Here is an 18,983-nt window from a genome sequence, read left to right on the forward strand (position 1 = left end):
TTCAGAATTAAGAATGAGGTTGCGGCCAGGACATGCCAGAAAGTGCCGGCTTCAGGAAGATCTGTCCTGCTCTGCCAGCATTTTGTCGACACGGGCTTTCTCTTCAGTGCTCAACGCCGGGCCTGACGGCCCCGCTCGCCGGGAACGAATCACCACACCGGCAACCACCAGAAACCCGCCGAACACCGCAATCGCAGGTGTCGCCCAGAGCAGGAATGTCCGGCTGTCCAGCTCGGGTTTGTAGCGAACAAACTCACCAAATCTGCCAACGAGAGATTCAACGATTTCCTCGTTGCTGGCGCCGTCTTTCATCATCCGGTAGACCGCATCGCGCATATCCTTGGAGATAGGCGCGTTGGAATCGGCGATGTTCTGGTTCTGGCATTTCGGGCAGCGTAATTCCGCGATCAGGTTTTGGTAACGCTGCTCCTGAGCCCGATCCGAAAAATCGTATACGTCGGCCACCTCGGCTGCAGCGGCACCGGAAAGCAGAAGCACCAACATCAAATAAACGATCCGGACCATCAGCCATTCCCCTGAGCGTCATTGAACACAGGCAGCAGCGTTTGTTCCCAGACCTCCTTATTGACCACACCCACATGGCGATAGCGAACCACGCCTTCGGCATCAATCACGAAGGTTTCCGGCGCGCCGTATACCCCCAGATCAAACCCGAGTGTGCCCCGGGGGTCATAGATGATTTTCCGGTAAGGGTCGCCCAAACGGTCAAGCCACAACAGCGCATCCTCGCGGTTGTCCTTGTAGTTGAGACCAATGATGTTGACGCCTTTCTCTTCGGCCAGCCACATCAGGTCGTCGTGCTCGTCCTTGCAGGCGGGGCACCAAGTGCCCCAGACATTCAGCAGAGTGACCTGGCCACGAAACAGGCTCTGATCGAGCACGACATCAGCGTTGTGCAAATCTTTCAGACTGAACTCTGGCACCGGTTTGCCAACCAGAGCCGATTCCAGTTTGGTCGGATCCTTGCCGATACCCGCGAACAGCACGACACCAACAACAAGGGCAATCAGCAGTGGCAGAAAGAGCAGGAACCGCTTCATGAGGTAACTCCAGCGGACGTCGCAGAACCTGGCTCAGGCGCGACAGTATCGGTCTGCACCTTCGTGTCAGCTCCCTCCCGGATGCGGTAGCGGCGATCAGCGATAGCCAGGAAGCCGCCGGCTGCCATAAACAGCGAGCCCAGCCAGAGCCAGCGAACAAGCGGCTTGTATTGCAGCCGGATGGCCCAAGCCTCGTCGGTGATGCGCTCACCAATGGCCACGAAGATGTCCCGGAACAGACCGGCGTCGATATCGGCCTCGGTCATGACGCTCATCCCCACGGAGTATTGGCGCTTCTCGGGATGAAGCACGGAAACACGCTCGCCATCCAACATGACATCGAAGGTGCCATATTGAGCCGTAAAGTTAGCGCCCTGGCGCGCGCCGATATCCCTGAATACAAAATGATAATCGCCGACGGTCGCGACATCGCCCGGCACCATGCGAACATCACGCTCAATGCCGTAGTTGGAAACCACCGTAGCCCCCGCCATGGTAATGGCCAGGCCCAGATGCCCGAGCACCATGCCGTAATAGCTGCGGGACTGCCGCTTGAGGCCGTGCAGACGGCCTTTTCGGGACGATGATTTTTCCCAGAGATCCCAGAAAGTAGCAACGGTTACCCACATGGCAGAAAACACGCCGAGGAAAGCCCAGGGCTTGAATCCACCATAGCCGATCAGGACCGCCGTGGTGGCAACGATGCTGATTGCCAAGGGCCACAGCAGTTTGCGCGCCAGCCAGCCACCATCGGTTTTCTTCCAGCGGGAGAAGATACCAGCGCCCAGCAACAGGCCCGTTGCGACGGCCAGTGGGCTGAACGTCAGATTGAAGAACGGTTCACCGATCGACAGTTTGCCCAGTTCCAGATAATCAAGAACCAGCGGATACAGTGTGCCGACCGCCACCAGAATCGTGGCGGAAACCAACAGTACGTTGTTAAGAAGCAGGAAAACCTCTCGGGAAAACGAGCCGTAGCGCGACCGGACGTGAACCACCGGCGCCCGGAACGCATAGAGCGCCAGGCTTGCGATCACCGTTACTGCCAGCAGGCCCAGCAGGAAGGTGCCCCGCTCCGGGTCCGCCGCAAAAGAATGCACAGAGGTGAGCACGCCGGAACGGACCAGGAAAGCGCCCAGCAGACTTAGTGAAAAGGTGACAATGGCAAGCAGTACGGTCCAGCTCTTGAACACGCCGCGCTTCTCGGTAACGGCCAGCGAGTGCATGAGTGCAGTCCCCGACAACCAGGGCAGCAACGATGCATTTTCGACCGGATCCCAGAACCACCAGCCGCCCCAGCCCAGCTCGTAGTAGGCCCACCAGCTCCCGAGGGCGATACCCAGAGAGAGAAAGGCCCAGGCAACCGTGGTCCAGGGGCGCGACCAACGGGCCCAGGCGGCATCGAGGCGGCCATTGATCAGCGCAGCAATGGCAAAAGCGAAAGCAACGGCAAAGCCGACATAGCCCATGTAGAGCATCGGCGGATGCACGATCAGCCCGAAATCCTGGAGCAAGGGGTTCAGATCTGCGCCATCGGCGGGCACATTGGGCAACAAACGGTCGAACGGATTGGAGGTAATCACGATAAACAGTAGGAAGCCGACGCAGACCATGCCCAGCACCGAGAGCACCTGGGAGATCATCACCGCCGGCAGGCGACGGCTGAAAATAGCGACCGCCAACGTCCAGCCCGCCAGCATCAGTATCCAGAGTAGCAGCGAGCCCTCGTGACCGCCCCAAACAGCGCTGAACTTGTAATACCAGGGCAACAGGCTGTTACTGTTATTGGCCACATAGGCCACCGAAAAGTCGTCAGTCACGAAGGCATGGGTCAAGACGGCAAAAGCAAGCCCCACGAAGACAAACACGCCGGACGCCAGCGGCCTGGCGAACGCCTGAAGATTGTTTCTGCCGGTCAAAGAACCGGCCAAAGGGACTACGGATAGAAGCACTGCCAACAACAGTGCGAGAATCAGTGCAAGCTGTCCGAGTTCGGGATACATTAAAGGCCTCCAGAAACCAGGCTGTTAGATAAATCGGTTAGTAGGACACGGTTTCCGCACTGCCACTGGCTGCATGCCGACCCTTCGAGGCCTTCTCCAGCGCATCCGCGACTTCCGGCGGCATATAGTTTTCATCGTGCTTGGCCAGCACTTGATCGGCCACAAAGCGGCCACTTTCATTCAGCCTGCCCATGGCAACCACACCCTGCCCCTCGGCAAACAGATCCGGAAGGATACCGGTGTACTGGATCGGCACGGACGCGTTGAAGTCGGTCACCTTGAACTCAACCATCAGGCTGTCCGGATCACGGAGGACCGATCCCTCCTCGACCATGCCACCGGCGCGGATTCTGACATCCACCGGCGCCTCGCCTGCGGAAATCTGGGTGGGGTCGTAGAACAGATTGATGTTCTGTCGCAGCGCATAGGTGGTCAGACCCACAGCGATGGCCAGCCCCACCAGCAGGAACAGGACAATAGTCAGTCGCTTTTTTCGGATTGGATGCATCAGATATCTGCCTTTCAGTCTTGGGAAACCTTGACGCGGGTGAAGGACGCTGCCGAAGCTGACGCAGCCTGCGGGTCCTGCCGGCCTGCCTGAAACTCATAACCGCGACGGCAGGCCTCAATAGCGGCGTTGCGGCGACGCAGAGACCATACCATAAGGCCGATCATCAGCAGGAAAAATACGGCGTAACAGGCCCAGACATAGGGCCCGTGACCTTCCATCACCATAAATGCCGAAAAGGATTCAAATGCCATGCTTCAGCCCCTCCCGGCCAACACATAATCTTTAACCCAGCGCGTTCTCTGCTCGCGCAGAAGAATCTCGGTCTGCATACGCAAACAGGCCAGCCAGCCGAACAGCAGGTACAGCCCGAGTACCGAAAGGAGCAGCGGTACCCACATTTCCGCCGGCATGGACGGCTTTTCAGTCAGTTTGAACGTCGACGGCTGATGTAACGTATTCCACCATTCAACGGAGTACTGGATAATCGGTATATTCACCACCCCGACCAGAACCAGCACCGATACAGCCCGCGCCGCGGATTTTTCGTCGTTGATTGCCCTGTCCAGAGCAATGACACCACCGTACAGGAACAGAAGAATCAGCATCGAGGTCAGCCGGGCATCCCAGACCCACCAGGTACCCCAGGTGGGCTTACCCCAGACCGCTCCGGTAAACAGGGAAAGAAAGGTCAGTACCAGCCCCACCGGTGCGACCGACTTGACGAATACATCCGCCAGCTTCATGCGCCAGACCAGAGTGACGACAGCCGCCACCGCCATCATCACGTAGACCGACTGGGCGAGAAAGGCCGTGGGGACGTGGATGAAAATAATGCGGTAGCTGTTGCCTTGCAGGTAATCCTTGGGAGCATAGGCCAGCCCCCAGACAATGCCTGCCATCAACAGCAGGATGCCACCTGCCAGTAGCCAGGGCATCAGCCGGGCTGCAATCCCGAAGAACCATTTGGGAGAACCCAGCTTGTGAAAAAATTGCCACATCAGATGGTTACCGTCCTACCGTTACCTTGTTTTACCCGTTGAACAGGCTGATACGCAGCGCCGCTGCCGATGCAAAGGGTGCCAGGGTCAGTGCCAGCACCAGAAACGCGCCCATCAGGGCCAGATAGGCTCCCGCGGGAGCGCCCTCTGCGGCCGAAGCCACCGTACCTGTTCCGAAAATCAGGACGGGAATGTACAGCGGAATGATCAACAGGGACAAGAGCACCCCTGCCGACCGTAATCCAAGCGTCAGCGCCGCGCCGATTGACCCGATCAGACTCAGCACCGGTGTACCGATCAGCAGCGTTAGACACAAAACTCCGATGGAGTTCCCGTCAAGATGGACCATTACGCCCAAAACCGGCGTTAGTACCACCAGCGGCAAGCCTGTTAACACCCAGTGCGCCGCTGTTTTCGCCAGTACCAGCAGAAACAGGGGCTGGGGCTGAAGCACAAGTTGCTCGAGCGTGCCGTCGTCAAAATCATGGCGAAACAGGTGGTCCAGCGACAACAACACCGATAGCAACGCCGCTACCCACAGGATACCGGCCCCGGCCTCCCGCAGAAATGACACTTCCGGGCTAACCCCCAGGGGAAAAAGGGTTACGACCATGACAAAAAACAACAGCGGATTGAGCAGATCCTGGCGCTGCCGGAAGGCCACCTTCATATCCCGGGCAAACACGGTCTGCATTGCCGCCAGCGCACCGACGGTGTCTTGCCGCAAAGTCAGTGCCGGCCTGCAATCAGCATTCATCGGTCGACCCTCCGCCCAACACAATGCGTTGCATACCGGGCAATCTGAGATCGTGATGGGTCGTCACTACCACCGCACCTCCCTCGGCAGCCCGTTGTTGAAGCAGCTGTTCAATGGCGCTGACACCGCTGGCATCAATGGCGGTAAAAACTTCATCCAGCAGCCAGAGCGGCTCGTCGGCAATCAACAGGCGCGCCAGGGCAACCCGTCTTTGCTGCCCCGCCGAAAGATTGCGACAGGGCACATCCTGGAACCCGGTCAATCCGGTGCCATCAAGCGCCTGACGCAGAACGGGATCTGGCAGCGGCCGCCGCCCGGCCGTCAGTGCCCGGAGATTCTCCATCGGTGTCAGCAACGGCTTTATGCCAGGCCGGTGGCCAAGATACAGGGTATTGCGGAGGAATTCTTCCCGCTGGGCAGACCTGGACTTGCCGCACCAGAGCAGATTGCCGGACCAGGCGTCGTTCAGGCCGGCCAGCATTCGCAGCAGCGTGGTCTTGCCGGAGCCGTTCGGCCCCTCGACACGGGCGACCGTACCGGGCAGTATGGAGAACGACAGGTCACGGAACAGGATCCGTTCATCCCGCTCGCACTGCAGATCGACAGCCTGTAATAACGGCTCAGACATCAGGACCCCGTAACCAGGACGATGCGCGTGAAGACGGCATCGGGTGCATTCGTGACAGCGGCGACCATGAACATTGTTCGCGCATGACCTGCCGGCGCGGCGTATTATAACAAAAGCGCCGGCTGATTACTCTTGTCCAACATCAAATCAGTGACGATGAAACTACCCAACGGACAACAGCCCCCGACACCTCCAGCCCAGCCTGCAACACAGACGTCCCGGCCTTCAGTCTCAACCGAAGCGGCCCGGGAGCCCGTGGCCGCATCAGCGCGGCAACTGCTCGATCAGCTGCAGCTGACGAACCGGGAAACCACCCTGGCCCGGGTGGCCGAGATCATCAACCGTCAGGGCGGTAACAGCGCGGACCTGTTACTGGACATTCGCGGCAAGTCTCTTCTGGTTCAGGCGGCCGTCGGCAAGACTGAACTGGCAACCGGTGACTGGGTAAAAGTGATGCGGGCCGGCAATGAGCTGCAGCTGATGGGCAAACTGGCACCCGCACCCGAAGCCGGTATCGCCCGAGCGCTGGCCCAGCGACTGCCCTGGCAGCAAACCCTGGATGGTGGACTGGCAAGGCTGCTGGGCACTCTCACACAAGGCCTCCGGCAAGACCCGCTACCGGGCCAACTGCCCTCATCGCGAGGCCCCCAACCTCTGCCGGAGGCCGCCAGACAGGCTATTGAACAAATGATGGCGAGGCTGCCTTCGGGGAACAGTCTGACTCCCGGTTCTGGCAGCCAGGACACGACATCGCAACAGGTCCGGCAATGGCTTTCAGAAAGTGGCCTGTTCGCCGAGTCGCGACTGGCCCAGGCACCCTCTGCCCAGTTGCCCGATCTCAAGCTGGCGCTCGGTAGAGTGATCACCGCCTTGCTTGCCCAACAGGGCAGTACACCAGAACACTTCAACCGGCTGACACCTATCTCGACGCCAGAGCTCATGCAGGCGCCGCTGCAATTTCCCCAACCGCTGGCCACACCCCAGGCCCCCGGCAGTGGCGAAGCGCCCAGCGTCGGGCAGATGCTCCGCCTGCTGGCCGGAATGCTCAACCGGATCACCGTCAACCAGTTGCACAGCCAGGTACTTACTGCCCGTGGTGGCGGCGATGCAGCAGGGCCCGCACCTGCCTCTACCCTCGTACTCGATCTGCCATGGCTGACGCCACAGAATGAACCGAGGCTGGCGCAGGTCCGGATCGAACAATATCCCGAAGACCGGGAATCGGAAACCCGATCCGCGAAAACCACCACAGCCGAGTGGCGGCTTTCACTGACCATGGACCTGGATGAGGCTGGCTCCCTGCATTTCGATGTTGCCCTTCGCCAACAGGCAGTGAGCGCCCGGGTCTGGGCAGAAAAACAGACAACCCTGCGTCAGGTGAACCAGGAGCTTCCCGCGTTGCGACAGAGCCTAACCGATCTGGGCCTGGAAGTGACAGACCTGGATTGCCGCCGCGGCACGCCGCAAAGCAGCGTCACCCGACTCGAACACAGACTGGTGGATACACGGGCATGACATCAGAAACACAACAGCAAAGCAGGGCCGCCGTTGCGCTCAAGTACGACGGTGAGAAAGCGCCCACCATCAGCGCCACTGGCACCCACGAGCTGGCGGAGGAGATCATCCGAATCGCCCGGGAGCACAACGTTCCCCTTTACGAAAATGCGGAGCTGGCCAGCATTCTGGCCCGCCTGTCACTGAACGAAGAGATTCCCGAATCGCTCTACCGGGTAATTGCGGAGATCCTGGCGTTTGCCTTCCACATTCGCGGGCTCACCCCAGAAGATCGCAAACCCGGCGCACCGGATGATTCAGTGAATCAGTGAGCGCAGCGCCCAGGCCTGCTGCCAGTTGTCGCCACGCCTTGGCGCCACCGTGGTTTCAAAGTAATGACGCAGCCGGCGCCGATCCTCCGGCTGGTCCTTCAGGGCCGAGCCGATGATGTGGTGCATCAGCTGCTCAACCGTGATGCTTCCGCCACCGTAATACCAGGCGTTGAGGCTGGCCGCGTGAGCGACCGACACGGCTTCCGCGGTGGAAAGAGCCGAACCGGCGAGGCGATCGGTGCTGCGTCCGTCCAGGGTCTGGCCATTGCGCAGCTCGTGGAACATGGTCACCAGAATCTCGACCACCGATTCTTCCAGCGCCACCTCGATGCCAGCCCGACTGTTGGCCCTGCGGACCTCCCGGAGCACAACATCCATCTCGTCGGCCAGATGACGGATAGGCCGGATTTCCTCGAAGTCCATTCGCCGCTTCAGGGCAGCGCTCATCCGGTGCACACCCTCGTCGATACTGTTGGACGTGGCGATAACGTTAAAACCTTCCCGCGCGAGCACCACACCGTCCTCGCCCGCCAGCTCGGGAATCACCACCACCCTGTCGGACAGCACAGAGAGCAGCGCATCCTGCAGCGCCTGTGGGCAGCGGGCGATCTCTTCAAACCGGACCATTTGCCCTTCCATCATGCCCCGCAGCAAGGGGCTGGGTACCAACGCCTTCAGGCAGGGGCCCTCGGTATGCAGTACCGCTTCGTTCCAGCTATACAGCAGTTGCCCGACGCTGCTCACCGCCCCACCCTGCAAGGTTAACGTGGAGCTTCCCGAAATGGCGGCGGCCAGCAACTCCGACAACCAGGATTTGGCGGTACCCGGCTCGCCGACCAGAAGGCAGCCGCGGCTGGTGCACAGGGAAATGATGATCCGGACCACCATGGCCCGGTCGGCAACGAACTTCCGCTCAATGCCGAGTTTCTCATCCCCCATGACGAACTTTTCCACCGCCCGCGGCGACATCTGCCAGCCTGGTGGCACCGGGCCATGATCCATCCCTCTCAGCTTGTCCAGCTCAGCGGCATAGACCACTTCTGCCGGTTCCCGCTGGGCTGCCTTTGTAACCGATTGCTTGTTGCTCATTCCTGACTCCTGCGGCCGCCGCGAACTTCCGGTGCCATGCGCTCTCTCGGGAGAATACGGGGCAGTTCGGACAGCGGAATTATGCCTTCAATAACATGGTCCAGAGCACTGTCCCGCATGGTCACCAGTCCGGCATCGAGAGCGCGCCAGCGAAGCTCACCGATGGGCGGTTGGCTGGAAATGGCATTCCGGATGTCCGAATCAACTTCCATATACTCGACGATCGCCACTCGCCCCTGGGTGCCGCGGCCGTTGCATTTGTCACAACCGGCGCCCTGAAAACACCGGAAATCCGCGGGCGGGCCGTCGGGAAACACCTCGGACAGAATCACCGGGTCCGGCTCTGCAGGCTGGCAACAATGCTTGCAGATGCGCTTGGCCAGCCGCTGGGCGATGACAGCCAGCAGCTCACCGGCAATGGAATTCGGGTGGATACCCAGATCATACAAGCGCTGCAGTGAATCCACCGCGTCGTTGCAGTGCAGCGTGGACAGAACCACGTGGCCGGTCTGGGAGGCCCGTATCGCCTCCAGAGCGGTTTCCTGGTCACGGATCTCGCCCACCAGAATGACATCCGGATCTTCCCGGACAAACGCCCTCATGGCATCGGCGAAACCAAAGCCAATTTCTGATCTGACCCGGGTTTGTTGAATGTTGTCGATGGAGTACTCGATGGGGTCTTCCACCGTGATAACTTTCCGGCGGCCGTCATCGGCAAGGGTCTGCAGCCCCGCATACAGCGTGGTGGACTTGCCTGACCCGGTCGGACCGACCACCAGCACCAGTCCCGCCGGGTTATCCAGCAAGCGCTGATAACGGGCACCGATCATGGATGACATGCCAAGTTCGGCAATGGTCATGGCGCGGCCGGTCTGCGGCAGCAGACGTATAACGGCATGTTCGCCATGGAGCGAAGGCTGGGTCTGTATCCGCAGATCGTAGGCCATATCGCCGAGCTGCAGCCGGGACCGCCCACCCTGGGGCAGCCGGTGCTCGGCGATGTTCAGCTCTGCCCGCAGCTTGATGACGTTAATCACCCCTTTCATCTCCCGGGCCGACAGCTGGTACTGGGGCAGATCATGGAGATCGCCATCCACCCGAAGGCGAATGCGAATCCGGTCACCGTACTGTTCTATATGGATGTCGCTGGCTTTTTCACTTACAGCGTCCATCAGAATGGCTTCGTAGACAGACACCAGATAGGGGCTGACGTGCTTGTTTTTCGGATCCTTGCCCAGAAGCTGATCCTTGCTGCCAGTCGGGTCCGCCGCCTGGTTCGGGGTTGGTTCCTGATCCGCTGCAAAGCGGCGCCCTTTGGCAGTCAGATCAAGAGCTGACCAGAGCCGACGAAAGTCCGTCGGTGTAACCAGCAGGCAGTCAACCACCTGGTTAGGACTCAACCGCTCGAGCTGATCAGTGCGCGCATCGGGATCGTCGGTCACAACCGTGATCCGACCATCTTCCTCGGCGATGGGTATCAGTCGTGAGAGATCCAGAAACGTTCGGGAAAATCGCCGGAAAAGCGCCGGATGGAGATCCGGCAGAAGCTCGTCCGCATCGGTGAAGGTCATGCCCCGCTGACGGGCAAGAGAACGGTAGAGATCAATCTCTTCAAGATTCAGTTTCCGGCGGAGCACGTCCAGCAGCCGGCAATTCTGCTTCGCTGCCTCCGCCTTTGCCTCGGCCAGGACCGCTTCGTCCACGACACCCTGATCAATGAGGATCTGCTCGACGTTACGGTTGAAGTCGACCCAGCCCAGGGTGCGCACACGCTTGAGCTTGGCACCCTGTTTTTCGAACATGGCCAGGCTCGGGACGGGTCCCGCTCGCCCTTCAAGACACACCAGGCGCCCCCCCTCACGAACCAGGTGCGCCAGGGCAGTCTGGTCCCTGACAAACGAGGTACACAAAACGAGATCACAGAGTGGATCAGGCTCGGGCGCCTCTTCCGCACGGGCAACAACGACATCCACATTGTGCATACCCAGACGGACAAACCGCTCTCTGGCAGCCTCGGCGACAACGGCATTCCGCTCCACGTACAGGACCCGATGGGCGAGCCCGGACAGCACAGCGGCAAAATAGCCTGAGCCACCGCCCACGTGCATCACCATCTGATCCGGTTCTATTTCCGGGAGCAGGGAGAGAATGTGGCTGACAGTTTCTTCGCGGGGAATGGAGTGGCCGGTTATCGAGGCAACCAGGTCGGAACCGGAAACAAAATCATGGCGGGATACAGATCGAAGGGCCTCAAGGGCCCTCGGATAGACTCTCTTCATTCAACAACGTCCGTAACGGCTTGGTATCAGGCCGCCTGACGTTTTCTGAGTGCTGACACCAGCTCGGCCTCGGGACGGGAAATTCCGCACGTGTTCATAAGATCGTCGATATCGGCGCCGAGATCAACCAGTCGAGAGGCTTCATCGTAAGAGATTCGCAGCGGATCGTTCTGGCGCATTTCGTCGAGCGTGGTCCTCAGCTCGTGCAACTGACGCTCACAGCTAACCAACCGCTGCCCTACCCCCATGCTGCCACTGGTGGTGGCATGCAGTTCCCGGCCAAGGGTATCACAGCGCTCTTTCAGCGTTGCTCGGAGGCTACGTACCTGGCGCCCGAGAACCAGGCCCTGAACGAAAACCAGAGACAGGGCCGCAACAGTCAGCGCCCAGGGAAGGTATGAAGGAATTTCTGCAAACATGACGGATGTCTCCAGTTAATTGCCACGGAAGGCATCCATCGTGAGGCCTGTAGCGGGTTGCCCCGGATCACAGTGCCGCGATTTCAGCCCACTCGTGGTCTGACAGCATCTTGTCGAACTCAACCAGAATGATCAGTTCGCCATCCTTGTTGCACACGCCCTGGATAAATTTGGCACTTTCCTCGTTACCCACGTTCGGTGCAGTTTCAATTTCGCTGGCTTTCAGGTACACCACCTCGGCGACAGAATCCACCAGAATGCCCATAACCTGGTTGGCAGATTCCATAACCACAATCCGGGTGGCATCGGTTACTTCGGCATCGGCCAGGCCAAAGCGCCGGCGGGTGTCGATAACGGTAACCACGTTACCCCGAAGGTTGATGATGCCGAGCACATAATCCGGGGCCCCCGGAACCGGAGCAATCTCCGTGTATCTCAGCACTTCCTGAATCTGCATGACGTTCAGACCGTAGGTCTCATCATCCAGCCGGAAGGTAACGTACTGCAGTACCTGATCGTCCTGGGCCTGATTGGTTTGTCCGCTCGGGGATGCCATAGCGATGTTTCTCCTCTTGGGCTGCCCGGCGGGCAACCTGATCGTCAAAAAAATATCATCAGTGCCCAATACTATAGTTAAGGGCACAAACCGTGCCAGCACGGCTCGGTTTCATTCAGTAACCATTGTTTGCGTCAGCTCAGATCCAGATGGTGCTCTCTTTCCGCCCTCACCAGCAAGTCTGCCATGGTGCGCACATCAATCAGCGCACACATGTGGTCAATCACAGTGCCGGCCAGCCACGGACGCTTGCTTCGGGCTGTGCGCCAACGCACTTCGTCCGGCCGGAGGGTAAAGGACTGGGCGACGTCATCACAGGCGAGCCCCCAGTCGCTGTTATCCAGCCGGATCACGAACCGGTAGTTGTCCCGGGCATCGGGCGGCACCCGCCCTGCCATGATCCATTCGGCGGTATCCACCACCCTCAGGTTCTGATCCCGGTCCGGGCGGATTCCCATGTACCAGCGTGGACTTCCCGGGATGGGCCGGATCTCTTCTTCAATGCGGTGAATGGCACCGAGCAGAATCAGAGGCACCGCCAGCTGCAGACCGGCCACCGTGAAAATGAGGCACTCAAAGGGCTGTTCTGACCACTCCGGGCGGGACGGCGGCGCGGCCGGCTCCGGCGCAGGCTGAGCTTCAATCCTTGCCTTCGGCACCGGCGCTTCCGGCACCTGTCGCACCACTGGCCTCTCAGGTTCCGCCGGCGTTTCCCGGACCCGTTTGGGTGGTTCAGGTCTTGCCGGCGGTTTTTCGACGGTTGGCACAGATGCCGGTTTCGTGCGGGTTGCCACCCGCGGTTCCGGAGGTGCAGGTTTCACCGGTTCCGGCGCTTCGATTTCCTCCCGAAGCGCCGTATCAGTGGCCGTGTGCAGCAGTTCGTCAAGATAACTGGCAATGGCAGTTTCCGGATCCGCCAGCCGTGTCAATTTATCGTCAGCCATGCTGACGCTCCTTCACCCTGCCCACCCGGGCCATGAGATCATCCAGCAGATGGCTGTAGGCGCGGACACCATGGGTTTCGGCATCCAGCGCGGACGGTGTTATGCCGCCCTGGCTGGCATCCCGAAACTTGGTGTCCACCGGAATCGCAAACTGCCAGAGGGACTCGCGGTAGGTCTTCCGCAACAGGTTCAGGCTTTTCACCGACGCCTGTGTCCGCCGGTCATACAAGGTGGGCACAATGGTGTAAGAAAGTTCGTTTTTCTGGGAACGCATGATCATCTTCAGGGTGTGGAGCATGCGCTCCAGGCCCTTGATGGCCAGAAATTCGGTTTGCACGGGAATGATCAGATGCTGGGCTGCCGCAAGGGCGTTAACCATCAGAACCCCCAGAGAGGGAGTATTGTCGAGCAGGACATAATCAAAGTCGTCCCAAAGCTGAGTCAGGGCCCGGGAAATGATCAGCCCCATGCCTTCCACGCCGATCATTCGTCGCTCAAGGGTAGCCAGGGCTGCACTCGCCGGCAAAAGGGACAGGCCCTTGCAGCTGGTCTCCGTAATCAGTTGGGCGGGTAGCCCTTCCGGAACCTTGCCCTGGTGCTGGAACAGGTCGAAAACACTGTGCGCGATTGTATCCGGATCGTAACCGAACCAGCTGGTGAGCGAGCCATGCGGGTCCAGATCCACAACGAGAACACGCTTGCCGCGTTCGGCAAGCAAGCCGCCCAGGGCGACCACACTCGTGGTTTTACCGACACCACCTTTTTGATTGGCTACTGCCCAGATTCGCACGCTTTGATTCTCCAGAGAATACATCGGTGTGGCCGGCAATTAACCGTTGCCACAGTCCCGTTTATCGGCCATTCCCCGGGCAACTTGAACCAGTCCTCGGAAAATCCGGCAAGCTGTTGCCGGCGCCTTATTGTTAACGGGGAGTAATACAGGAACCATGCCAATGGCTCTATACGCATCTGCCGACGATCGGGTCAGCGCATGGCACCGCGAATACTGGCGTCACGGGAGATCAGCAATACCACCCGGCGGTTTCTGCGGCGCCCTTCCTCAGTGTCATTCCGGGCAACCGGCTGATACTGGCCATAGCCGACAGCCGCCAGACGTTCCGGCTCGATGCCCTCCATCACCAGCATCCGGACCATGGCAGCCGCCCGGGCGGCTGACAATTCCCAGTTTGACGGAAAACGGGAGGTACTGATCGGCTGATTATCGGTGAAGCCTTCCACTTTGACAGCGTTGTCCCGGTTGTTCAGAACCGTGGCGATTTTCTCGACCACCTCGAACGCATCGTAATGGGGCTCGGCATCGCCGCTGCCAAACAACAGACTGTTGGGCAGATTCAGCTCCAGCCACTGGTCGCTGGTCTCAAGCGAAACCACGCCCTGGTTGATCAGCTCATCAAACTCCATGGAAAGCTGGTCAGCCATGGCTCGCAGCGCTTCGGTCCGCGCCTGCGCGTCCATCTCCGGATTTCGGGGCGCTTCGGTCACCGCCGGCGGGATTACGTTCTCGGCAGGCGCATTCAGCGATCTCTGGGGCTGGTCGCCAATCTCGATTGGCTGGAAGGAGCGCTGGGGTGCATTGAACACGCCGGTCAGGGTTTCAGAAAGGACTTTGTATTTGCCTTCGTTAACGGACGATACCGAGTACATCACGACGAAAAAGGCGAACAGCAGGGTGATGAAATCCGCGTAGGAAATCAGCCACCGCTCCTTGTTGTGCAGATCATCCTGGGGTTGCCTACGGCGCCGCATAAGTTGGCCTGCGCATGCTTACTGCAGGAAGCCCCGCAGCCGCAATTCGATGGATTTCGGGTTTTCACCCTCGGCGATGGCAATCAGGCCATCGATCATCATGTCCTCATAGCGGGTGCGCTCCCGCACGATACCGCGCATCTTGTTGGCGACCGGGAAGAACAGGAGGTTGGCCAGCGCCACACCGTAGATGGTGGCTACAAAGGCGGTTGCGATCCCGCTACCCAGGGATTGGGGATCCTCAAGGTTGGTCATCACCTGGATCAGGCCCATGACAGCCCCGATAATGCCGATGGTTGGCGAATAACCACCCATGGCCTCGAACACCTTGGCCGACTCCAGATCCCTCTGCTCACGGGATTCCAGATCAACTTCCATGATGCCCCTGATGGTCTCGGTTTCGGCACCGTCCACCAGCAACTGCAACCCCTTGCGGGCAAAGGGCTCCGGCTCGCGCTCGGCAAGCCCTTCAAGACCCAGCAAGCCCTGCTTGCGGGCTTTTACACTCCAGTCAATGACTTTTCCGATACCGTCTTCAAGGTTGATAAACGGCGGGAAAAAGACCCAGCGCACCTGAGTGAAAGCCCGCTTCAGCATGGGCCACGAGGTCTGCAGGATAGTCGCGGCCAGAGTGCCACCGATGACGATGATGGCCGCCGGCCCATTAAACAGTGAGCCAACCGCTCCGCCTTCCAGCAGGTTACCGCCAAGAATTGCGGCAAAGGCCAGTATGACCCCGAGCAGGCTCAGGATATCCATCAGCACACACCTTCCGCGAGGCGTGGCCCGATCTCGTCCAGGGACAATACATCATCCGTCAGCCCTGCCTTGGCGACGGCCATCGGCATGCCGTAGATCACAGACGATTTTTCATCCTGGGACCATATATCGGAACCGCTCTGCTTCATCATCCGACAGCCTTCTTTGCCGTCCGAGCCCATCCCGGTAAGAATGACGCCCAGCGTCTTGCCCGGAAAGCTGCGGGCAAGAGAACCGAAGGTAACGTCCACGCAGGGTTTGTAATTGAGCCGCTCGTCTCCGGGCAGAATACGGATCCTGGGCTGTCCGCCCCGATTCTCGACCATCATCTGTTTGCCGCCGGGCGCCAGCAAAGCCAGGCCGGGCCGCAACACTTCACCATCCTCAGCCTGCCGGACTTCAATCCGGCAGAGCTTGTTAAGGCGTTCGGCGAAGGCAGGCGTAAAACTCGCCGGCATATGCTGCACCAGAACAATCGGTGCCGGGAAGGTCGCGGGCAACACCGTCAGTACCCGCTGCAGGGCAACCGGGCCGCCGGTTGAAGTACCAATGCCAACAACGGCGTAATGCTTGGCCGGCCCACGGCGGCCATGGCGCCTGGGGGCCTCGGTTTCGCCCGGAGAACCTGCCGACGCTGCCGGAGCCCGGGTGTCAGGACGCTGACGCGGTGCTGGTTCCGGACGCGGGCGCCCTGCAGGCTCCGGCGCCCGGGAGGCCGGAGCTGAAGGTTCCGCGCGGGAAGGCGCAGGAGAACGGTTGCCGGGACGACTGCGGGCTACATCCAGAATCCGCTCAATCAAGATTTTCTGAAGCTGACTGTTGTCCCGGGCAATTTCTTCGAAATTCTTGGGCAGAAAATCAACGGCGCCGGCCTCGAGCGCATCCAGTGTGACCCGGGCGCCCTCATAGGTGAGCGATGAGAACATGAGCACCGGTATCGGATGTTTGCGCATGATTTCGCGCACGGCAGAGATGCCATCCATCACGGGCATCTCATAATCCATGGTAATCACGTCGGGACGCAGTTTCTCGGCCAGCTCAACGCCTTCCCGACCATTGGTCGCAGCACCTACCACTTTGATCTGGCCGGAGCTGGTCAGGATTTCCGTCAGCCGCTTGCGAAAAAACCCTGAATCGTCAACGACCAGGACAGAAACTGTCATCCACTTCTCCTACCCAATCCATCGTTCTTCGGCCTTCTCTGGCAAAAAGCGCCGGAAGGCCCGGCTCAACCGTAATGTTGCAACAGGCTTGGCACATCAATAATGAGTGCAATCCGGCCATCGCCGGTAATAGTGGCACCGGCCATGCCTGGCGTACCCTGGAGCGCTCGCCCAAGGGGCTTGATAACCACTTCTTCCTGACCAACCAGCTGGTCGACCACGAACCCGACCTGCTTGGTACCCATGGCCACAATGACAACATGGGCGTTATCGGGCACCTCCTGGCCAGCACCGCCACGAACCAGCCAGCGCTTGATATGGAATAGCGGGAAGACTTTATCCCGAACCACAATGCACTCGCGCCCATCGACGATGTTGGTCTTGGTCAGGTCCAGATGGAAAATCTCGACCACGTTGACCAGCGGCAACGCAAAGGATTGATCGCCCAGCATGATCATCAGGGTGGGCATGATGGCGAGCGTCAGCGGAACCTTGATGACAATGCGAGAGCCCTTGCCCAGCTCGGATTCGATGCTCAACTGGCCATTGAGCTGGCCAATCTTGGTTTTCACCACATCCATGCCGACGCCACGTCCGGACACATCCGAAATCTGCTCCTTGGTGGAGAATCCGGCGGCAAAAATAAGGTTGTAACACTCCGAATTGGTCAGCCGGTCCGCGGCGTCCTGGTCGTAGATACCCTTTTCGACTGCTTTGCGGCGCAGGACTTCCGGATCCATGCCCGCGCCGTCATCCTCGATAAACAGCAGAATATGGTCTCCCTCCTGCTCGGCAGAGAGGGTAACCGTGCCCTGGCGTGGCTTCCCGGCCTTCTCGCGGACTTCCGGAGCCTCGATCCCGTGGTCCACCGAATTCCGCACCAGGTGAACCAGCGGATCAGACAGCGCTTCAACCAGGTTCTTGTCGAGATCGGTTTCCTCGCCATGCATCACCAGGTTCACCTCTTTCTTGAGGTTTCTGGCGAGATCGCGCACAACGCGGGGGAACCTGCCGAACACCTTTTTGATCGGCTGCATGCGGGTCTGCATGACGGCGGACTGGAGATCAGTCGTAACCACATCCAGGTTGGATACCGCCTTGTGCATGTGTTCGTCTTCACTTTCAGCACCCAGACGCTGCAAGCGGTTACGCACCAGCACCAGCTCACCCACCATATTCATGATGTCATCGAGCCGCTTGGTGTCGACACGAACCGTCGTTTCCGCGGCCGGGGCATTCTCGCGAGCAGGCATCGCCGGTGCGGCAGCGCCTTTGGCCTCCGGCTTCTCGGCCGGCTTCGACTTTTCGGGTTTTGACGCGTTTGCTTTCGCTGAAGCTGGTTCTTTTGAAGATGCAGGCTGTTTCGGCGCTGAGGGCTGTTTTGGAGCTGCAGGCTCTTTCGAGGCTGAAGGCTCTCCGCCCGCGGTCGGGCTTCCGCCCTTGCCGTGAAGATCGTCCAGCAGTTTCTCGAATTCGTCGTCGGTGATCAGGTCATCGCCGCCAGCAGATCCGGCCTTGGCAGCCGGCTTTTCTTCTTTACCAGAAGCCTCTTCCTCGCCAGCTGGCGCACCGGCAAACTGACCTTTTCCGTGCAGTTGGTCCAGTAGCGCTTCGAATTCGTCGTCGGTTATTTCGTCGTCTCCAGAACTTTCCTGGTCACCGCCGGCCGATCCGGCGCTCGAAGCCGAGGAAACCTCCGCTGATTTCTCGTCCTGCAGTGCGTCCAGAAGCTGTTCGAACTCGTCGTCGGTGATGTCGCCACCGTCTTCTGCCGGTTCGCTCTCTTCCTGCTCAGGTTGAGCGGCAGCGGGCGGTGCCCCCTCGCCTTCAGGCTGGGCCAGGGCATCCAGACGGGCAATCAGTTCGTCCGGAGCCGGCGTCAGCTCCTCATGATTGCGGACCTGCTCAAACATGGCATTGACGTAGTCGAGTGCTTCTAGAACCACGTCCATCAGTTCGGAATCCACCTTGCGCTTGTGATTACGCAAGATGTCGAAAACGTTTTCCGCGGAATGGCAGCAGTTCACCAGCGCTTCAAGCTGAAGGAAGCCGGCTCCGCCTTTCACGGTATGGAAACCACGGAAGATGGCGTTGAGCAGATCACTGTCGTCAGGATGTCGCTCAAGATCTACCAACTGCTCTGACAGCTTTTCGAGGATCTCGCCGGCTTCTACCAGGAAGTCCTGCAAAATCTCTTCATCAGCATCAAACGCCATGCGTTAC

General features: G+C 59.6%; 20 protein-coding genes. 2 read left to right on the plus strand and 18 right to left on the minus strand.

Translation table 11 applies throughout. The annotated features are described in order from the left end of the window. Positions 1-51: 51 nt before the first annotated feature. The 8 genes from BM035_RS16580 to ccmA are packed head-to-tail and all read right to left on the minus strand — an operon-like array spanning position 52 to position 5,958. Positions 52-525, minus strand: a complete 474-nt coding sequence (locus BM035_RS16580) for a cytochrome c-type biogenesis protein (RefSeq protein ID WP_053112444.1) — start codon at positions 523-525, stop codon at positions 52-54. After that, complete coding sequence (locus BM035_RS16585; RefSeq protein WP_053112446.1) at positions 525-1,061, minus strand: DsbE family thiol:disulfide interchange protein; 537 nt, start codon at positions 1,059-1,061, stop codon at positions 525-527. Before BM035_RS16585 ends, BM035_RS16580 begins: the two co-directional genes overlap by 1 nt. Further along, positions 1,058-3,064: a heme lyase CcmF/NrfE family subunit gene (locus tag BM035_RS16590; RefSeq protein WP_053112449.1), complete on the minus strand. Its 2,007-nt coding sequence runs from the start codon at positions 3,062-3,064 to the stop codon at positions 1,058-1,060. The genes BM035_RS16585 and BM035_RS16590 overlap by 4 nt, the downstream gene beginning before the upstream one ends. A gap of 37 nt (positions 3,065-3,101) precedes the next feature. Next, positions 3,102-3,572, minus strand: a complete 471-nt coding sequence (ccmE, locus tag BM035_RS16595) for a cytochrome c maturation protein CcmE (protein ID WP_053112451.1) — start codon at positions 3,570-3,572, stop codon at positions 3,102-3,104. Positions 3,573-3,586: 14 nt separating this feature from the next. Then, complete coding sequence (gene ccmD / locus BM035_RS16600; protein WP_053112452.1) at positions 3,587-3,826, minus strand: heme exporter protein CcmD; 240 nt, start codon at positions 3,824-3,826, stop codon at positions 3,587-3,589. Positions 3,827-3,829: 3 nt separating this feature from the next. Further along, positions 3,830-4,573, minus strand: coding sequence for a heme ABC transporter permease CcmC (gene ccmC, locus BM035_RS16605; RefSeq protein WP_008173103.1), 744 nt, complete (start codon positions 4,571-4,573; stop codon positions 3,830-3,832). A gap of 31 nt (positions 4,574-4,604) precedes the next feature. Next, positions 4,605-5,330 carry a heme exporter protein CcmB gene (ccmB, locus tag BM035_RS16610; RefSeq protein ID WP_008173102.1) on the minus strand — a complete coding sequence of 242 codons (726 nt, stop codon included), beginning with the start codon at positions 5,328-5,330 and terminating at the stop codon, positions 4,605-4,607. Further along, positions 5,320-5,958 carry a cytochrome c biogenesis heme-transporting ATPase CcmA gene (gene ccmA, locus BM035_RS16615; RefSeq protein ID WP_053112454.1) on the minus strand — a complete coding sequence of 213 codons (639 nt, stop codon included), beginning with the start codon at positions 5,956-5,958 and terminating at the stop codon, positions 5,320-5,322. Before ccmA ends, ccmB begins: the two co-directional genes overlap by 11 nt. 255 nt (positions 5,959-6,213) lie before the next feature. Between ccmA and fliK the strand changes: the two genes are divergently transcribed. Beyond that, positions 6,214-7,473, plus strand: coding sequence for a flagellar hook-length control protein FliK (gene fliK / locus BM035_RS16620; RefSeq protein WP_175497411.1), 1,260 nt, complete (start codon positions 6,214-6,216; stop codon positions 7,471-7,473). Continuing rightward, positions 7,470-7,784 (plus strand): EscU/YscU/HrcU family type III secretion system export apparatus switch protein, encoded by a 315-nt coding sequence (locus BM035_RS16625; protein ID WP_053112456.1) that lies wholly within the window; start codon positions 7,470-7,472, stop codon positions 7,782-7,784. Before fliK ends, BM035_RS16625 begins: the two co-directional genes overlap by 4 nt. Here BM035_RS16625 and BM035_RS16630 read toward each other — a convergent pair. From BM035_RS16630 to BM035_RS16675, 10 genes are all read right to left on the minus strand, one after another. Then, entirely contained in the window at positions 7,770-8,873 is a 1,104-nt protein-coding gene (locus BM035_RS16630) for an ATP-binding protein (protein ID WP_053112458.1), read from the minus strand. The genes BM035_RS16625 and BM035_RS16630 overlap by 15 nt on opposite strands. Next, a complete protein-coding gene (locus BM035_RS16635) occupies positions 8,870-11,152 on the minus strand; it encodes an ATPase, T2SS/T4P/T4SS family (RefSeq protein WP_053112460.1) in 2,283 nt (760 codons plus the stop codon). The genes BM035_RS16630 and BM035_RS16635 overlap by 4 nt, the downstream gene beginning before the upstream one ends. A gap of 26 nt (positions 11,153-11,178) precedes the next feature. Further along, on the minus strand, positions 11,179-11,571 hold the full coding sequence (locus BM035_RS16640; RefSeq protein WP_053112462.1) for a DUF2802 domain-containing protein: 393 nt from the start codon (positions 11,569-11,571) through the stop codon (positions 11,179-11,181). A 67-nt stretch (positions 11,572-11,638) separates the two neighbouring features. Beyond that, a complete protein-coding gene (locus tag BM035_RS16645) occupies positions 11,639-12,127 on the minus strand; it encodes a chemotaxis protein CheW (protein WP_008173094.1) in 489 nt (162 codons plus the stop codon). A gap of 134 nt (positions 12,128-12,261) precedes the next feature. After that, the gene (locus BM035_RS16650; RefSeq protein ID WP_008173093.1) at positions 12,262-13,071 is read right to left on the minus strand and encodes a chemotaxis protein CheW; all 810 of its coding nucleotides are present in this window, start codon (positions 13,069-13,071) and stop codon (positions 12,262-12,264) included. Beyond that, a complete protein-coding gene (locus tag BM035_RS16655; RefSeq protein ID WP_039881985.1) occupies positions 13,064-13,861 on the minus strand; it encodes a ParA family protein in 798 nt (265 codons plus the stop codon). Before BM035_RS16655 ends, BM035_RS16650 begins: the two co-directional genes overlap by 8 nt. 194 nt (positions 13,862-14,055) lie before the next feature. Further along, the gene (gene motD, locus BM035_RS16660) at positions 14,056-14,838 is read right to left on the minus strand and encodes a flagellar motor protein MotD (protein WP_008173091.1); all 783 of its coding nucleotides are present in this window, start codon (positions 14,836-14,838) and stop codon (positions 14,056-14,058) included. 18 nt (positions 14,839-14,856) lie between these two features. Beyond that, positions 14,857-15,597, minus strand: coding sequence for a flagellar motor protein (locus BM035_RS16665; protein ID WP_008173090.1), 741 nt, complete (start codon positions 15,595-15,597; stop codon positions 14,857-14,859). Continuing rightward, on the minus strand, positions 15,597-16,760 hold the full coding sequence (gene cheB / locus BM035_RS16670) for a protein-glutamate methylesterase/protein-glutamine glutaminase (RefSeq protein WP_092033232.1): 1,164 nt from the start codon (positions 16,758-16,760) through the stop codon (positions 15,597-15,599). Before cheB ends, BM035_RS16665 begins: the two co-directional genes overlap by 1 nt. Positions 16,761-16,825: 65 nt before the next feature. Then, positions 16,826-18,976 (minus strand): chemotaxis protein CheA, encoded by a 2,151-nt coding sequence (locus BM035_RS16675; RefSeq protein WP_092033234.1) that lies wholly within the window; start codon positions 18,974-18,976, stop codon positions 16,826-16,828. Positions 18,977-18,983: the final 7 nt, after the last annotated feature.

It is taken from the genome of Marinobacter sp. DSM 26671 (genome assembly GCF_900112835.1).
GTDB lineage: Bacteria > Pseudomonadota > Gammaproteobacteria > Pseudomonadales > Oleiphilaceae > Marinobacter > Marinobacter flavimaris.

Bases quoted from the DNA above. Each gene is read 5' to 3' on its own strand.
- BM035_RS16580 (WP_053112444.1), bottom strand. From the start codon at position 525: ATGGTCCGGATCGTTTATTTGATGTTGGTGCTTCTGCTTTCCGGTGCC.
- BM035_RS16585 (WP_053112446.1), bottom strand. From the start codon at position 1,061: ATGAAGCGGTTCCTGCTCTTTCTGCCACTGCTGATTGCCCTTGTTGTT.
- BM035_RS16590 (WP_053112449.1), bottom strand. From the start codon at position 3,064: ATGTATCCCGAACTCGGACAGCTTGCACTGATTCTCGCACTGTTGTTG.
- ccmE (WP_053112451.1), bottom strand. From the start codon at position 3,572: ATGCATCCAATCCGAAAAAAGCGACTGACTATTGTCCTGTTCCTGCTG.
- ccmD (WP_053112452.1), bottom strand. From the start codon at position 3,826: ATGGCATTTGAATCCTTTTCGGCATTTATGGTGATGGAAGGTCACGGG.
- ccmC (WP_008173103.1), bottom strand. From the start codon at position 4,573: ATGTGGCAATTTTTTCACAAGCTGGGTTCTCCCAAATGGTTCTTCGGG.
- ccmB (WP_008173102.1), bottom strand. From the start codon at position 5,330: ATGAATGCTGATTGCAGGCCGGCACTGACTTTGCGGCAAGACACCGTC.
- ccmA (WP_053112454.1), bottom strand. From the start codon at position 5,958: ATGTCTGAGCCGTTATTACAGGCTGTCGATCTGCAGTGCGAGCGGGAT.
- BM035_RS16625 (WP_053112456.1), top strand. From the start codon at position 7,470: ATGACATCAGAAACACAACAGCAAAGCAGGGCCGCCGTTGCGCTCAAG.
- BM035_RS16630 (WP_053112458.1), bottom strand. From the start codon at position 8,873: ATGAGCAACAAGCAATCGGTTACAAAGGCAGCCCAGCGGGAACCGGCA.
- BM035_RS16635 (WP_053112460.1), bottom strand. From the start codon at position 11,152: ATGAAGAGAGTCTATCCGAGGGCCCTTGAGGCCCTTCGATCTGTATCC.
- BM035_RS16640 (WP_053112462.1), bottom strand. From the start codon at position 11,571: ATGTTTGCAGAAATTCCTTCATACCTTCCCTGGGCGCTGACTGTTGCG.
- BM035_RS16645 (WP_008173094.1), bottom strand. From the start codon at position 12,127: ATGGCATCCCCGAGCGGACAAACCAATCAGGCCCAGGACGATCAGGTA.
- BM035_RS16650 (WP_008173093.1), bottom strand. From the start codon at position 13,071: ATGGCTGACGATAAATTGACACGGCTGGCGGATCCGGAAACTGCCATT.
- motD (WP_008173091.1), bottom strand. From the start codon at position 14,838: ATGCGGCGCCGTAGGCAACCCCAGGATGATCTGCACAACAAGGAGCGG.
- BM035_RS16665 (WP_008173090.1), bottom strand. From the start codon at position 15,597: ATGGATATCCTGAGCCTGCTCGGGGTCATACTGGCCTTTGCCGCAATT.
- cheB (WP_092033232.1), bottom strand. From the start codon at position 16,760: ATGACAGTTTCTGTCCTGGTCGTTGACGATTCAGGGTTTTTTCGCAAG.
- BM035_RS16675 (WP_092033234.1), bottom strand. From the start codon at position 18,976: ATGGCGTTTGATGCTGATGAAGAGATTTTGCAGGACTTCCTGGTAGAA.